The following is a 15,795-nucleotide window of genomic DNA, read 5'->3' on the forward strand; positions in this document are numbered from 1 at the left end:
CGAGCCCGCCGTAATCGCAGTAGACTCGACAACTCTGTTTTCCGAGCGTTCGCGTACACGGTGCTGTCCGTGTGTACCGTTCTCTCGGCTCATCGCGGTGAAGGAGTTCAGTTTGCCCGACCTCACTCAGGACCGTGCCACCCAAGACGGCGCGCCGGAGCTGACCCGCGAGACCGAGCAGGAACAAGCGTATTTGTCGGTGCTCTACGACCGGCTCGACGAGATGCGCGACTACGCGCGGAACCGGTTGCGCACCGTGCTGCTGGAATCCGGCGGCACCCCGCAGGCCAGGAGCGAGCGCGAATCGTTCAGCCAGCTCTACACCGAGGACCTCGCCAAATACGATGCGGCAGAACACGGTTTGTGTTTCGGCCGGATCGATCTCGACGACGAGAACCGCTACATCGGCAGGCTCGGCATTCTCGACGAGAAGGACGACTACGAGACGCTGCTGCTCGACTGGCGCGCACCGCTGGCCCGCCCGTTCTACCTCGCCACCACCGCAGCGCCGGACGGGGTGACCCGGCGCAGGCATATCCGCTCGCGCAACCGCAAGGTGACCGCGATCAACGACGAATACCTCGACCTGGACGCCGCGCGGCAGGCAGGCGTCACCGACGACGACGGTGGTGTCGGCAGCGAAAGCGCGCTGCTCGCCGCGCTCAACGCCGCGCGCACCGGACACATGAACGACATCGTCGAGACCATCCAGCACGAGCAGGACGCGATCATCCGCTCTGAACACAAGAGCGTGCTCGTGGTGCAGGGCGGGCCGGGCACGGGCAAGACCGCTGTCGCACTGCACCGAGCCGCGTACCTGCTGTACACCTACCGGCAGCAGCTGGCCAAGAGCGGCGTGCTGATCATCGGGCCGAACGCCACCTTCCTCGACTACATCGGGCAGGTGCTGCCCTCGCTCGGCGAGACCGGCGTGCTGCTGTCGACCATCGGCAACCTGTACCCGGGTGTTAAAGCGACCCGCGAGGATTCGTTGCGGGCCGGCGAGATCAAGGGCTCGCTCGACATCCTCGAGGTGCTCAAACAGGCGGTGCGCGACCGGCAAGAAGTGCCGACCGAACCGATCCGGCTCAGCTTCGACGGTTACCCGGTGACGCTGGACCGCAAGATCGCCACCAAGGCTCGCGGCCGGGCTCGCTCCTCACGACGACCACACAACCTGGCCAGGCCGATCTTCGCCAGCTCGGTGATCGACGCACTCACCGAACAGCTCGCCGAAACCATGGGCGGTGACCTGTCCGGCGGGCCGAGTCTGCTCAGCCGCACCGACATTGCCGAAATCCGCGACGAGATGCGCGCCGACCCGGAAATCCAGCACGCCATCGGCAAGCTGTGGCCGCTGCTGTCGCCGCAGGACGTGCTCGCCGACCTGCTCGCCGACCCGAAACGCCTCGACCGCGCGGGCAGCTCGCTCGACCCGGACGACCGCGCCGAGCTGGTGCGTTCGGACAACGGCGAATTCAGCGCCGCCGACGCCCCGCTGCTCGACGAGCTCGCCGAACTCCTCGGCGTGGACGACGCCGAGGAACGCGAGCGGTCGCGGCGGCGCTGGCGCGCACAGCTCGCCGAGGCACAGGACGCGCTCGACATCCTGACCGGTTCTGCGCCACAGGATCTCGAAGACGAGCTCGACCCGGAAATCCTGATGGCCTACGACCTGATCGACGCGAGCCAGCTGGCCGAACGCCAGGACGTGCGCGTCCGGCAGACCACCGCAGAGCGCGCCGCAGGCGACCGCACCTGGACCTACGGCCACGTCATCGTCGACGAGGCGCAGGAGCTCTCCGAGATGGCCTGGCGCATGGTGATGCGGCGCATCCCGAATCGGTGGATCACCGTCGTCGGCGACGTCGCGCAAACCGGCGATCCGGCGGGCGCGTCATCGTGGCAGCGGATGCTGGAACCGTATGTGGCGAAACGGTGGAAGCTCACCGAGTTGACCGTCAACTACCGGACGCCCGCCGAGATCATGGACGTGGCCGCGAACGTGCTCACCGCCATCGACCCGACCGCCTCGGCGCCGCGCTCGGTGCGCGACAGCGGACATCCGCCGCGCGCGTATCGGGTGGCCGCCGACGAGGTGCGTAGCGAAGTCGCACGGTTGGTGGCCACCGAGACCGGGCCGGGCACGACCGCAGTGATCGTGCCGCACACGCTGATCGAAGAACTAGCGGAACTGGCCGCGGAATCGGTGCGAGTGTTGACGGTGCACGACGTGAAAGGTCTCGAGTTCGACGCGGTCTATCTGGTGGAACCGCAGGCGATTCTGGCCGAGTCACCACGTGGCCTCAACGACCTGTACGTGGCGCTGACCCGCGCCACCCAGCGGCTCGGTGTGGTGCACAGCGAAGAGCTACCGGAAGTACTCGGCGCACTGAGCTGAGTCAGCGCACCGCAAGCGGTTCCACCACACAACCGGCTCACCACGAACCGAACTCACCACCAACGGAACCCACCACGGACCTGCTTCATCAGGGAACCATGCTCACCACGAGCTGGGGACCCACTACCAACTGGGCTCACCACGTACCAGGCTCACCGGCATGCCGGGCTCACCACAGGCCCGACTCATCGGGATGCCTGCGCGCCAATGCAGCGCCGCCCGGGGCCGGGACAAACGAAACGGCCGCGAACCTGCCGGGATGCCCGGCTTGTTCGCGGCCGTGATGTTGTTTCGGTCAGCGAGTCGTGTGGACGATCAGGACGTCCGAGCGGGACTTGCGGGCTACGTCGGACGGGACCGAGCCGAGCAAGCGGCCGGTCAGGGTGTTGAGGCCGCGGTTACCGACGACGAGCAGGTCGGCCTCGACCTCCTTGGTCAGCGTGAGCAGCGACTCGACGGGCTCGCCGACGACGGCGCGCTCGACGATGTCCACGGCGCCCGCTGCGGTGGCCTTGTCCCGCGCGGTACGCAGGATCTCGTTGGTGGGGGCGGACCCGCGCACCTGGTAGGCCTCTTCCTTGAGCACATCGGCGGCGGCGGCCACGTCGCGATCGTCGGTCGGGTAGTACGCACATGCAATGACGAGGGTCGCGGCGGACACTCCAGCCAGAGCGGCGGCCTTTTCGACGGCTACGTACGACGAGTCCGAGCCATCGGTACCGACGACAATGGTCCGGTAGGCGGTCATCTTCTCCTCCAACTGTGCGGTGGTCAGGTGCCTACGTCCGGTGCACCCTCGAAGACGCGGCACCGGCGCAGCGACTTGCGTCGACCCTAGCGGCAAACCGAGTGGAAATAACAGAAATCGCAACACATCACATCTGGGCCCGTACCGCATTGGCGCCACATGTTCGCCAGGAAATGCGGTAAGGGCATGACCAACCAGCACAGACACAATTGCCTGCCCGCGAATCTGTGACCAAGCACAACCAGGATGAACGGTCTTGTCTCCGTGGGATATTCGTCACAAACCAGGAGCAATCCGACATGACGACGGCCCGCCACGGCGCGCGATTTGCCCGCCGGACGGGCCGAGAGAGCCTGGGACTACCGTGCCATTACGGCCGTGTTTGGTAGTTCGCCCAAAATATGCCGGGCACGGCTCTGCCGATGTCGATACCTGCCTCTCCTTGCCCGAAAAAGGACACACACAATTAACGCGGCCGGGCGGTTCAGAGGTGGAAAAGCGGTCCGGTGAGGGTCAATCCCAGATCCTCGACGTGAGCAAAGAGCGCGAACAGCATCAACCCAGCGCCTGCCAGCGCCACATTCTTGTTGAAGTTGACCATCTCCGCCTGCTTGGCCTGCTCATCGCTCTCCTTCCAGAACTGATGCATCACCACCGCAATGACAAGCAACAGCGCCGCGAGCACCAGGAAACCGAGGTCGGCCCAGACGCCGAGCAGCACGCTCAATCCGCCGAGACCAAACACCACCCCGGAACCGAGTACGCCCCACTTCGCCATCGGAACACCCTTGCTCTCCGCATAGGGCGCCATCGCATCGGCTTGGGTCAAGTGCCCGAAGGCCGCGCCCAGGAACAACGCCGCAAACAACACCCGCCCGATCAACACCACAACATCCATGTCCAGCTCCCTCATTCGGCTGACGGTAGGTAGTGCGACATTCAACTAAGTGATCCGAGAAATACTTCCCGGGCCCTACGGTCGAATGGTCGAAAACGATCGGCCCGGCAACTACATCCTGGTCGGCATGACCTTTGCAGTGACCTCGTTGCGCGAGCGTAGCGAATTCTTGGCGTATTCCAGTGGAGCCATTCCGACTTCCGCGGTGAACTCCCGCGAGAAGTGCGCCTGATCGAAGTATCCCAGTTCCGCGGCCAAAGTGGCGAGATCTTCGGTACGTCCGCGGGCAAGCAGTTCGGCGCCGTCCTGCAGCCGATATCGGCGCAGCACCCATTTCGGCCCCGCCCCCACATAGCGGCGGAACATGCGCTGCAACGTGCGAGTCGGCACATCGAAACGTTCGGTGATCTGATCGACTCTGGTCAGGTCCTTGTCACGGGCCATCGCCTCGATGATGCGCAACACCTGGCGATAGGTCGGATCGTCGGTTGCCGGGCGCGACGCCAGGAACTCCTCGAGCACAACACGACGGGCCTCGTCGGTCGGCGCGTCGAGCACCCGCTCGATCAGCGCGTCCGTGCCAGGCATGACCTCGGTCAACGCGACGGCGGAGTCACGGAACGAGCCGACGTCCAATCCGGTGAACGCGCCGAAGCCACCGGCACGGAACCGCACACCGAAGGTTTCCCCCTGGCCGCTGAGCTCCCGCACGAACTTGGTCGTACACACACCGTTGACGAAACCGCCTGTGCGAGTGGACGATCGCTCGAATGTGACATTGACGCTCGGGTACGGCAACACCTCCGCGTGATACGACGGCCTGCCCCGCAGATCCCAACGCACCGACCAATACCACTCCACGAACCGACCCACCTCCGGGCCGGGCGCCAGCCGCGTCAACGAGCGGTACTTGGCCTGCTCGTCCGGATGCAGGATGCCGGTGGTATCCGTCGGGACCGCCGGATTCGGCAGCGGCTCGGATTCCGTAGTGCCGGACACGCGTTCACCACCCTCCGCTACCGAAGTGCCGCCATCGACGATGGTGTCGCTTTCTTACAAGACCACCAGCAGCCCGCCGACCAGGATTGTTCCCATGACGAACACCGTGAACCCCATCGCAGACGGCTACCACTCCATCACCTGCTTCCTCGCAGTCGGCGACGGCAACAAAGCCATCGACTTCTACACCGCAGTCTTCGGCGCCGAAGTGATCAGCCGCAACGACCTGCCCGACGGGCAGCCCGCGCACGCCGAGCTCAAGATCGGCGACTCCACCCTCCAGCTCGGCATGCCCATGCCCGACAACGGCGTCCTCGCGCCCAACGGCGAATGGGTACACACCTCGATCGTGCACTACTGCCCCGACGTCGACGCCGTCATCGCACGCGCCGTTCAACACGGTGCCCGCAGCGCCGAAGAACCCCAAACCTTCGTCACCGGAGACCGTTTCGGCGTCGTCATCGACCCCTTCGGCCACCGCTGGGCCGTCATGACCAAGGTCGAAAACGTCTCCCGCGCAGAAGCCGAACGCCGCGTCAACGAATGGATGGCCACCCAGGGCTGACACCCCCACCCCACCTAGCGCCACCTGCCCCACCTCACCTCGTCGCCAACCCTGGTCACCAAACACGGTAGTGCGCCCCACCCGCCCCCACCTCCCGCCGGGCCGCGCAGCGTCCCCACCGGAATCCGCACCGTTCTAGAGTTGGTCGATTGATCACGGGGTACTGGTGCAAGCATCGCCCGAGAAGCCACCTGCACCAGTACCCCCTCGGCCCGAAACCGTCCCTGCGATCCCACATACCGGGATCCGCCGGTATGTGGGATCGACAACCACGACCAGCACCGCACTAACCCGAAATCCGCACCCCTTCCGTCCATCCGCACCCCTTCTAACAGCCCAGAACGAGTGCGGATCGCTAGAACGAGTGCGGATCCGAAGTCTCTGATCATGAAACCCCGCTGCCGCACACTTTCTGCCTTCCCGCACACGATCTGGCATGCCAAATCGTGTGCGGGAACTCAAAACGTATGCGGCTGAGTGTCTTTGATCTCGGATCTCTGTCTTTGATCTTGAAGTTCTCGAAACGGGAGCACAGCCAAGTGACCCGGCTGGGACAAGACGACGCGTGAGCGGCTGCGGAGGTCAGCCGGGTACGGCAGGCGAAGCAACCACGCTAATCGGATGCAAACCCTGGACTGCCGTACTCGTCAGGAGACCGTAGAGCCGAAGAAGCTTTGCCTTCGCCAAGCCCAAAGCGGCACGGTCTCAGACCAACCCAGCCCGTGGGGCGCGGTCTCGGGCGGGCGCGGCCTCGGGCGGGCGCGGCCTCGGGCGGGCGCGGGTTTCGTAGGGGCGAGTTGCGTTTGGGGTGGTGGTTTATCCGCGGGTTGAACGGTTTCCTGGCGAGCGGGACAGTCTCGGGGTTTGCACTGGATAGCGTGGTGGCGTCGTGTGCCGTACCCGGCTGACCTCCGCAGTCGCTCACGCGTTCTCTCGTCCCAGGGCGGGTTGCTTGGCTGTGGTCCGGTCCAAAGATCTTTTCGGGGAAGTGATCTCGAGGGAGGTTGACGGGAGTCCAATGGTGGGCGTGTCGGCGTGTACTGCCGCCATATGACTACCGTCAACGACGATCAGCAACCATTTCACTCCCGTCAACGGGGCAACAACCATTTCACTCCCGTCAACGGGGCAACAACCATTTCACTCCCGTCAACACGGGCGGCAACCGTCCCGGTCATCGGCCGGTAGTCCGGCTCAGCGAACTTCACCGCGATCTTGAAGCGTTGACGTGAGAGAAAAGGCGCGTGTCGCGACACGCGTCGCAACCACTTCACTCACGCCAATCAGGTTCAGCAACCACTTCTCTCACGCCGATGCGAGGCTTCTCACCTCGGAGGGTTCCAGCGCGAAAGTTGATGCAGCCACGTCCCGTTCGCGCGGGTACTCGTGACAGTGCGTCCCAGTGGATGGGACGCCGGGTGGACGGCCGTGCTCAACACGCAACTCAGTGCCGACCGGGGTGCGCCGACGCCGTTGCGATGTCCGCTATCTCATGCTCAAAAGTAAAGAGCTATAGCGCAATTCCACCAATGCCGCGTGATCACTTGTTTCACGGCGTCCGGTCGATCAGCTCCTCGACTGAGGGCGCCGACCGCATGAATATTTCGTCCTTCTCGCTCCCAACCCCGATCTCAGCTCAACCCCGCCGCATCCATCCCCCGCAGCTCCTTCTTCAAATCCGCAATCTCATCACGCAACCGCCCCGCCAACTCGAACTGCAGCTCCCTTGCCGCGTTCATCATCTGAGCTGTCAGTTCCTTCACCAAGTCGGCCAGCTCGGCTCGCGGCATGGACTTGATGTCGCGGCCCTCGTAGACGCCGGCGCTGACCGCGCGCCCTGGTTCGCCTTGGGCTCGGCGGCCGCGGCTGGAGTTGCGGCCGGAGCCGCCTACTTCTACTTCGGTCTCGTCGGCTTCGCGGTAGACCTGGTCGAGGATGTCGGCGATCTTCTTGCGCAACGGTTTCGGGTCGATGCCCATCTCCGTGTTGTAGGCGACCTGTTTGGCGCGACGGCGATCGGTTTCCTCGATGGCGTGCTGCATCGAGTCGGTGATCTTGTCGGCGTACATGTGCACTTCGCCGGAGACGTTGCGCGCCGCGCGGCCGATGGTCTGGATCAGGCTGGTGCTGCTGCGCAGGAAGCCTTCCTTGTCCGCGTCGAGGATCGCGACCAGCGACACCTCGGGGAGGTCGAGGCCTTCACGCAGCAGGTTGATGCCGACGAGCACGTCGTATTCACCGAGTCGCAGCTGCCGCAGCAGTTCGACGCGGCGCAGCGTGTCGATCTCCGAGTGCAGGTAGCGCACCCGAACACCAAGTCCGAGTAGATAATCGGTGAGATCCTCGGCCATCTTCTTGGTGAGCGTGGTGACCAGCACGCGCTCGTCCCGCTCGGTGCGCACCCGGATCTCGTGCACCAGATCGTCGATCTGCCCCTTGGTCGGCTTGACCACGACCTGCGGATCGACCAGCCCGGTCGGCCGGATGACCTGTTCGACCACCTCACCGCCGACCTGGCCGAGTTCGTACGGGCCCGGTGTGGCCGACAGGTAGACCGCCTGCCCGATCCGGTCGGCGAACTCCTCCCAGGTGAGCGGGCGGTTGTCCACCGCGGACGGCAACCGGAACCCGAATTCGACCAGGTTGCGCTTGCGGGACATGTCGCCCTCGTACATGCCGCCGATCTGCGGCACCGTCACATGCGATTCGTCGATGACGAGCAGGAAGTCGTCGGGGAAGTAGTCGAGCAGGGTCGCGGGCGCGGAGCCGGCCGGGCGCCCGTCGATGTGGCGCGAGTAGTTCTCGATGCCGGAGCAGAAGCCGACCTGCCTGATCATCTCCAGGTCGTACTGGGTCCGCATGCGCAGCCGCTGGGCTTCGAGCAGCTTGCCCTGACGCTCGAGCTCGGCAAGGCGCTCTTCCAGTTCGGTCTCGATGTCACGCACCGCGCGTTCCATTCGTTCCGGGCCTGCCACGTAGTGAGTGGCCGGGAAGATGCGCAGCATGTCCACCTGCCGCACCACGTCGCCGGTGAGCGGGTGCAGGTAATACAGCGCCTCGATCTCGTCGCCGAAGAACTCGATCCGGACCGCGAGCTCCTCGTAGGACGGGATGATCTCGACGGTGTCGCCGCGCACCCGGAACGAGCCGCGGGTGAACGCCATGTCGTTGCGGGTGTACTGCACGTCGACGAGCAGCCGCAGCAGCGCGTCGCGGTCGACCTCGGTGCCGACCTCGAGCTGCACCGAACGATCGAGGTAGGACTGCGGGGTGCCGAGACCGTAGATGCACGACACCGACGCGACCACCACCACATCGCGCCGGGACAGCAGGCTGGAGGTCGCCGAGTGCCGCAGCCGCTCGACGTCGTCGTTGATCGAGCTGTCCTTCTCGATGTAGGTGTCGGTCTGCGCGATGTACGCCTCGGGTTGGTAGTAGTCGTAGTAGGAGACGAAGTACTCGACGGCGTTGTTGGGCAGCATCTCTCGCAGCTCGTTGGCCAACTGCGCGGCGAGCGTCTTGTTCGGCGCCATCACCAGTGTCGGCCGCTGCAGTCGCTCGATCAGCCAGGCGGTGGTCGCCGACTTGCCGGTGCCAGTGGCGCCGAGCAACACGACGTCGCGCTCCCCCGCCGTGATCCGGCGCTGCAGCTCCTCGATGGCCGCGGGCTGGTCGCCGGCGGGCTGGTGCTCGCTGACCACCTCGAAGCGTGCCTCGGACCGCTCGATATCGCCGACCGGACGGTGCTCCGAGTGAGCGAGCGGGGTCGCGCCCGCGGCCCTGTCCTCGTAGCCTTCCGTCGGAATCTCGGTTGCGAATGCCATGCTCACCAGCCTAGGCCCACCCACCGACAGATTTCGCGGGCCGCAGCTCGGCGCCGCGACCGCCGCCGTTCGGTAACGCATCCCGAGCGGCTCGCCGATACGCGGTTACCCGGGCACACCCCGACCCCGATATCAGCGTCCGCAGATCGTCACCACACCGATATCGTTTCACTTATCGATTCGATACATGTCCGAATTGTCCCTTGCGGCAACGCAATTCACAGGAATATTGATCCCAGCTCATTCTGCCCCGATTCCCGGCACCGGGTGTAATCTAATTTGGTTGTTCGGACAACGAGTTCGGATGTGGCGAAGGACAAACGAGCCATGAGAGGTCTGATTCCATTGCTCAATACCGTGCCAACCACCGGCTTTGCCGGAAACGTTGCCAGGCATCTGCGCGCAGTTGTCCCCGGCTTGAACCACAGCGCACCCGCCGCACCGCCGACCTCCTTACCCCCTGGCCATCCGCCACATCGCCCCGAAGTCGAGTTCTTCAATCTCGCGGACCTCACCAGCACCGACAACAAGGGTTTCGTCCGCCAGGTCGAGCGCTACCACCACGAACCGTGGGGCCTCTACATGGCGCGCATCGTCCCGGTCCCGCACCGGCACTATCTCGAGACCTGGCTGCTGCCCGAGCTGTCGCTGCGGGTGACGGTGACGCGGCGCAACCCGGCGCATCACGTCGATCACAATTTCCGGCTCGATATCGGCGAATTCACGCAGGTCGGGCCGAAACGCTGGAAAGCGGTCGACCATTATCTCGACATCGCGGTGCATTGCCGTCACAATGCCGAATTGCTCCGGGTGGATGACCTATTGGCCGCCCACGCGGCCGGTTTCGTGGACACGGCGCAGGCGAATCGCGCGGTCGGCTGCGCGACGGCCGTATTGGACGGGCTCGCCGCCAACGACCATTGCGTCGAGGACTGGCTCGCCACCCACGGCATCACGCTCACCTGGATGTAACCGCCACGCCACTCGACTCGGTCGCCGCGCCGGTAGATTCTGAATGCATGACGCAGGCACCCTCGGTTGACGTCCATAAGCCGAAGGTCGAATACTTCGACCTCGCGGACCTGACCAACACGGACCCGAAGGGCTTCGTGCGACCGGTCGAGCGGTATCAGGTCGAGCCGTGGGGCCTGTACATGGCGCGCACGTCGGACCACGAGCAGTTCCACTACATCGAGTCGTGGCTGCTGCCCGATCTGGCGCTGCGCGCCAGCGTCTTCCACTACCACCCCGAGCATCGCCGGGATCAGGACTACTACCTGGACCTCGGCGAGTTCAGCCAGGTCGGCCCCGAGCGGTGGAAGTCGGTGGACCACTACCTCGACATCGTCGTGCGCACCGGCCGCGACACCGAACTGCTCGACGTCGACGAGCTGCTCGCCGCGCACGCCGCAGGCCTGCTCACCGCCGCGCAGGCGCAGGCGGCGATCGAGGTCGCGACCGCCACCATCGACGGCATCGCCGCCAACGGTTACAGCCTCGACCGCTGGCTCGAAGGTCGCGGCATCGCCCTGACCTGGAAGTAACCGGGTTTTTCGACCAATCTCTTGACAGGCTGCCGTCGCAACGTCAGTATTTAACCAGTCAGTTAATTAGCTAGGTGGTTTAATACGACCATGACGGATGACGAACTCAGCAGAACCTTCGCGGCGCTTGCCGATCCGACCAGACGGGCCATGCTCGCCCGCCTGGCGGAGGGTGAAGCCACCGTCACCGAGCTCGCGGAACCGTTCGCGATGAGCTTGCCCGCGATCTCCAAACACCTGAAGGTGCTGGAGCGGGCCGGCCTCATCACCCGAGGCCGGGACGCCCAGTGGCGTCCGTGCAAGCTCGATGCCGCACCGCTCGGCCAAGCCACCGACTGGCTGGACCGCTACCGGAAGTTCTGGGACACCCGGTTCGATCGCCTCGACGAACACCTGAAACGGCTACAGAAGAAGGACCACTCCCGATGACCGAAACGATCGACCTCGCCCAAGGCGACGTCCGCCTGCTCGACACCGACCTCGCCAAGCGCCTGCTCGCCGCGAATATTCCTGCCCGCCTTGCCTTCACCGCCGCCGACGGCACCCCTCGGGTGGTTCCGATCAACTTCTGGTGGAACGGCACCGAGGTCGTCATGACCGGCTTCGCCACCTCGAAGAAGGCGCGGATGCTTCGTGCCCGCCCCGAGGTCGCGATCACCATCGACACGAATGCCGCACCGCCGGAGGTGCTGCTGATCCGCGGCCGCGCCGAAATCAGCGAATCCGACGGCCTGCTACCGGAATACGCGGCCGCCATGCGTAAGGGCGGCGAGGCCGAGGTCGCCGAGTACCTCGACTTCCTGACCGGCACGGCGCCACGCATGGAGCGAATCGCGGTGCGCCCCAGCTGGGTCGGCTTGCTGGATTTCCGCACCCGTTACAACGAAGGTGCTCCCGAATGGATGACGGGCGCATCCGACGCCGCAGCACAACCCGCACACGAGGAGACGAGCGAGCAATGAGCGAATCAACCCTGGTCACGGCCGAGCGCGAGTTCACCATCACCCGTGTCTTCGACGCCCCGCGCGAGCTGGTCTTCCACGCCTGGACCGATCCTGACCAGATCGCGGAATGGGCTGGGCCCCATGGTTTCTCGACGCCCCGCGACAGCATCGTTGTCGAGCCGGCGGTCGGCGGGCGGTACGAATCACTGATGGTCTCCGATGCCGACGGCACCACCTTCCCGAGCTCCGGGGTGTTCCGCGAGATCGTCGAACCCGAACGACTGGTGTTCACCTGGGGCGACCCGACCAGCCCCGACTCGATATCGATCATCACGGTCACCTTCGACGAGAGCGGCGACAACAAGACGACGATGACCTTCCACCTGCTCGCACCGGGACCACTCAGCCCGGACGACGGCGCCGCGGAAGGCTGGGGACAGAGCCTGGATCGACTGGCAGAGCTGTTGCGCCGCTAGCGATCTCGCCAGTTCAGTGCGCGGGTGTAGGCGGCGTCGAACCAGGGTTCCTTGACATCGAGGTAGGCGAGCGTCGCCTCCTGACCGGTCAACCCTGCCGCCTTCGCCTCGCCCGCGCGCTTGACCTCGAGATATTCGGCGCGCGCCGCGGCGTCGGCGCGCAACCAGTCGCGGAAGGCCAGCGCGAACTGCTGCCCCGGCGATCCGTCCACGCGCACATGCACATTGGCGAGGCGACCGGGGTCGGCGTTCTGATGGAGACGCTTGGTCCACAACGCCAGATCGGTCCCGTCCGGATCCTGCGGCGTCGGCTTGGGACTGTCTTGGCTGTACTCCGCCCTGGCGGGGAAACCCGCCTTGCCCAACGCATCTCGCAGTCCATCGGCGACCGCCAGATCCGCGACAGTGATCTGCAGATCGATCACATCCTTGGCGGGCAGCTCCGGCACCGAGGTCGACCCGATGTGATCGATCCGCGTCGCCGCTGCGCCGCACGCCAGCCACAGCCTGGCAATGAGCCGCTGCGCCTGCGCGGGCCACTCCGGGTTCGGCGGGACAAGGCGCACGTCCTTGCGTCGAGCGGGCGTCCCGGTGCGCAGGTTGTGCTCGAACGGCACCAGCCGCTCCGCCCACACCCGCCGCACGGCGGCCTCGACCAGCTCCGGCGGACCGCTGTTGTCGAGCAGCACATCGGCCACCGCACGCCGCTGTTCGTCGGTGGCTTGTTTCGCCATTCGCGCCCGCGCATCGGATTCGGCGACACCGCGCGATTCGACAAGCCTGCGTAGCCGAATTTCCGCATCGACATCGACGATGAGCACAAGATTCATCAATGGCGCGAGGCCATTTTCCACCAGCAATGGAATATCTTGCACGACAATAGCGTCCTGTGGCGCGGCGGCAATGAGTTCAGCGGTGCGCTTACCGACCAAGGGATGCGTAATCGAATTCAATTTCTGCAGCGCCGCGTCGTCACCGAATGCCTTGGCCGCCAATGCGGGGCGGTCGAGGCCGCCGTCGGCCGCGAGGATATCGGTGCCGAATGCCTCGACGAGCGCCGCAAGACCCTCGGTGCCCGGCGCGACGACCTCCCGCGCAATCACGTCGGAATCGATGATCACCGCGCCGAGGTCGGCCAGCACCCGTGCCACCGTCGACTTGCCCGCTCCCATGCCTCCGGTGAGGCCGATCCGCAACATCTGATCAGTCTCGCATCCGGCCGTCGCGGGCCGGATCACCCCCCGCTCGGATCGGACGCGTTCGCTGCGGCGACTGTCGCGGGACACGGCACAATCGGCCTGATTACCCACCGCGGCCGCACTTTCCACCTCCCGCCGCGCCAATTGCCCGATCCGTGACGAGGCCGAGACCATCTCGCAACAATTCCGCGCGCGCAAGGTAACGCGACGACAACTTTCCGACACGCCGACCCAATTACCTGTGCAAAATACTCTGCGACGCAGTTTCGTTCGGCTAATCTTCGCCCTGGCGATCCAGGCGCCAGCACTCAGCAAGCAAAGGAACACCATTGGGCACCAGAATCAACCAGACGGGTCGCCACCGCCTGGGTAGGGCGGGTGGCGTGCACTGCACACACATCCCCGCCGTCGCGGCCGCACTAGCCGAGCACCGCCGCACATGGTTCACCGCGTTGATCAGTCCGGCCCGGCATAGTTTCGCGGCCATGCGTAAACGCTCGGCCGCCACGTCCGTCCGGTGGGTGCCCGCCACCGCAGGCTGACGTTCGACGCAGGCCGACCTTCGACTTTCGAGCAGTGGCCCAGCCCCCGCCAGGGCTGGGCCACTGTCACGCCCGAACCAACCCGCTCGGCTTGCGCCGAGTTCCGGGTTGCTGAGTCGGCATCGAGTTCGGCGGCACCGGATACGGAATCCCGGTGGTCGCCGTTCCCAATGCGATATTCGGGCCGCACTGGGCGATCGCCGCATCCATTTTCGGTTTCGGGTCCGGCAGTACCGGTTTCGCGGTGCTCGGCGCCGAACCGAAATCGAAAGTGGACGTCATATCGCCGGTAACGCTGCGCCGCCACGCGGTCAGGTTCGGTACCTCGACCCCGAATCTGGTTTCCAGCAGGCGCAACTGGGAGGTGTGATCAAATGTCTCCGAGGCGACGAGTCCGCCTCGGGTGTACGGCGAAATCACCAGTCCGGGAACGCGATAGCCGAGGCCGATCGGCCCTGCGATGCCGTCGGACTTCGACACCCGGTTCAGCGGGACGGTGAGGAACTCCCCCGGCGTGCCGGGTGGCGCGGTCGGCGGGGTGACGTGATCGAAGAACCCGCCGTTCTCGTCGTAGCTGATGATGAGCGCGGTCTTCTCCCAGACCTTCGGGTTCGAGGTGAGGATGTCGAGCAGCTGCACGATGCCGTACGCGCCGAATGCCGCAGGCAGAGCGGGATGTTCGCAGTTGATCAGCGAGGGAATCACCCAGGAGACGGCGGGCAGCGTGTCGTTCGCGACATCGGCCTGAAAGTCGTTGGGGTACACCGGCGCCAGGCCGCGGCGTGCGAGTTCCGAGTTGGGGTCCGAGGATTGGGTGAAGCAGCCGAGCATGCCGTCGAGGATCACCGAGGACAGCGGGCCGACATCGCGGTTGTTGTAGACCTTCCAGCTGACGCCCGCCTCGGACAGATTTTCCGGGTAGGTGCGCCAGCTGTACACGTGCTGTGGGATCAGCGCCGGGGTCTCCACCAGCGGACCGCCTGCGGTGCCGTCCGGATCGATGGTGGCGCTGATCCAGTAGAGCCGATTCGGGTCGGTGGGGCCGAGCACCGAGCAGTGGTAGTTGTCGCACAGCGTGAATGCGTCAGCCAGTGCCGTGTGGATCGGAATGTCTTGCGGCAGGTAGTAACCCATGGCGGCGGGCGCGTTGGCCGGACCGACGCTGGCGACCGACATCGGCATCCAGCCGTCGTTGCGGCCGCCGTTCCACGCCTTGTGCATGCCGCCCCAGCTGTGGTCGGGGTCGTTGATGCATTCGCCGTCCAGCGTCGCGCCGCGTGTGGTGTCGAGGCGGAACGGGTTCACGTAACCGTCGCGGGTCGGTCCGACGCCGGGTGTCCAGCCGTATTGTTGCCATGCCGCGGACGGATCGTCGAAACCGCGCACACCCGACAGGGTGCCGAAATAGTGGTCGAAGGAACGGTTTTCCTGCATCAGCAGCACGAAATGTTCGATATCGCCGAGCCCGCCCATGCCCGCCGGGTCGGCGGCGTACGCGCGCTCGATGATCGGATTCGCCCACGAGGCCAGTGCCCCGACCGCGCCGGCCGCCGCAGCCTTCGCTAGGAATTGTCTGCGATTGAGCCCGCTGAACGGCCCCGCTGCGCACATGTCTACGGCCGACCTTTCCGCCAGGGCTGTCGAGCAGAGTTTCG

At 65.4% G+C, this 15,795-nt stretch carries 14 protein-coding genes; 8 read left to right on the plus strand and 6 right to left on the minus strand.

The window, feature by feature from the left end; translation table 11 throughout:
• Positions 1–112 precede the first annotated feature (112 nt).
• Positions 113–2,401 (plus strand): HelD family protein, encoded by a 2,289-nt coding sequence (locus tag ACGFNJ_RS37210; protein WP_393459595.1) that lies wholly within the window; start codon positions 113–115, stop codon positions 2,399–2,401.
• 295 nt (positions 2,402–2,696) lie between these two features.
• On the opposite strand, the gene ACGFNJ_RS37215 is transcribed toward ACGFNJ_RS37210, so the two are convergent.
• The 3 genes from ACGFNJ_RS37215 to ACGFNJ_RS37225 all read right to left on the minus strand — a co-directional run bounded on the left by ACGFNJ_RS37215 (position 2,697) and on the right by ACGFNJ_RS37225 (position 5,046).
• A complete protein-coding gene (locus tag ACGFNJ_RS37215; protein ID WP_069165577.1) occupies positions 2,697–3,149 on the minus strand; it encodes a universal stress protein in 453 nt (150 codons plus the stop codon).
• Positions 3,150–3,633: 484 nt separating this feature from the next.
• A complete protein-coding gene (locus ACGFNJ_RS37220; RefSeq protein WP_393459600.1) occupies positions 3,634–4,062 on the minus strand; it encodes a DoxX family membrane protein in 429 nt (142 codons plus the stop codon).
• A 96-nt stretch (positions 4,063–4,158) separates the two neighbouring features.
• Positions 4,159–5,046 carry a DUF6597 domain-containing transcriptional factor gene (locus ACGFNJ_RS37225; protein ID WP_393459603.1) on the minus strand — a complete coding sequence of 296 codons (888 nt, stop codon included), beginning with the start codon at positions 5,044–5,046 and terminating at the stop codon, positions 4,159–4,161.
• A gap of 94 nt (positions 5,047–5,140) precedes the next feature.
• Between ACGFNJ_RS37225 and ACGFNJ_RS37230 the strand changes: the two genes are divergently transcribed.
• Positions 5,141–5,611, plus strand: coding sequence for a VOC family protein (locus ACGFNJ_RS37230; RefSeq protein WP_393459606.1), 471 nt, complete (start codon positions 5,141–5,143; stop codon positions 5,609–5,611).
• Between the two features lie 1,631 nt (positions 5,612–7,242).
• On the opposite strand, the gene uvrB is transcribed toward ACGFNJ_RS37230, so the two are convergent.
• Positions 7,243–9,435, minus strand: a complete 2,193-nt coding sequence (gene uvrB / locus ACGFNJ_RS37235) for an excinuclease ABC subunit UvrB (protein WP_393459609.1) — start codon at positions 9,433–9,435, stop codon at positions 7,243–7,245.
• Positions 9,436–9,762: 327 nt separating this feature from the next.
• On the opposite strand from uvrB, the gene ACGFNJ_RS37240 reads away from it, so the two are divergent.
• The 5 genes from ACGFNJ_RS37240 (at position 9,763) to ACGFNJ_RS37260 (ending at position 12,399) form a co-directional block, all read left to right on the plus strand.
• Positions 9,763–10,407: a DUF402 domain-containing protein gene (locus ACGFNJ_RS37240; protein WP_393459612.1), complete on the plus strand. Its 645-nt coding sequence runs from the start codon at positions 9,763–9,765 to the stop codon at positions 10,405–10,407.
• A gap of 47 nt (positions 10,408–10,454) precedes the next feature.
• Positions 10,455–10,979: a DUF402 domain-containing protein gene (locus tag ACGFNJ_RS37245; RefSeq protein WP_393459615.1), complete on the plus strand. Its 525-nt coding sequence runs from the start codon at positions 10,455–10,457 to the stop codon at positions 10,977–10,979.
• Between the two features lie 90 nt (positions 10,980–11,069).
• Complete coding sequence (locus ACGFNJ_RS37250) at positions 11,070–11,408, plus strand: ArsR/SmtB family transcription factor (RefSeq protein WP_393459618.1); 339 nt, start codon at positions 11,070–11,072, stop codon at positions 11,406–11,408.
• Complete coding sequence (locus ACGFNJ_RS37255; protein ID WP_393459621.1) at positions 11,405–11,941, plus strand: pyridoxamine 5'-phosphate oxidase family protein; 537 nt, start codon at positions 11,405–11,407, stop codon at positions 11,939–11,941. Before ACGFNJ_RS37250 ends, ACGFNJ_RS37255 begins: the two co-directional genes overlap by 4 nt.
• On the plus strand, positions 11,938–12,399 hold the full coding sequence (locus ACGFNJ_RS37260; protein ID WP_393459624.1) for an SRPBCC domain-containing protein: 462 nt from the start codon (positions 11,938–11,940) through the stop codon (positions 12,397–12,399). Before ACGFNJ_RS37255 ends, ACGFNJ_RS37260 begins: the two co-directional genes overlap by 4 nt.
• Here the strand turns inward: ACGFNJ_RS37260 and coaE are convergent.
• Complete coding sequence (gene coaE / locus ACGFNJ_RS37265; RefSeq protein WP_393459627.1) at positions 12,396–13,598, minus strand: dephospho-CoA kinase; 1,203 nt, start codon at positions 13,596–13,598, stop codon at positions 12,396–12,398. The two genes, ACGFNJ_RS37260 and coaE, sit on opposite strands and share 4 nt — an antisense overlap.
• A 329-nt stretch (positions 13,599–13,927) precedes the next feature.
• On the opposite strand from coaE, the gene ACGFNJ_RS37270 reads away from it, so the two are divergent.
• The gene (locus ACGFNJ_RS37270; protein WP_393459630.1) at positions 13,928–14,140 is read left to right on the plus strand and encodes a hypothetical protein; all 213 of its coding nucleotides are present in this window, start codon (positions 13,928–13,930) and stop codon (positions 14,138–14,140) included.
• 66 nt (positions 14,141–14,206) lie between these two features.
• On the opposite strand, the gene ACGFNJ_RS37275 is transcribed toward ACGFNJ_RS37270, so the two are convergent.
• Complete coding sequence (locus ACGFNJ_RS37275) at positions 14,207–15,751, minus strand: phospholipase C (RefSeq protein ID WP_393459633.1); 1,545 nt, start codon at positions 15,749–15,751, stop codon at positions 14,207–14,209.
• Between the last annotated feature and the right edge of the window lie 44 nt (positions 15,752–15,795).

Origin of the sequence: Nocardia sp. NPDC049149, from assembly GCF_043197455.1 — a bacterium.
Taxonomy (GTDB): Bacteria; Actinomycetota; Actinomycetes; order Mycobacteriales; family Mycobacteriaceae; genus Nocardia.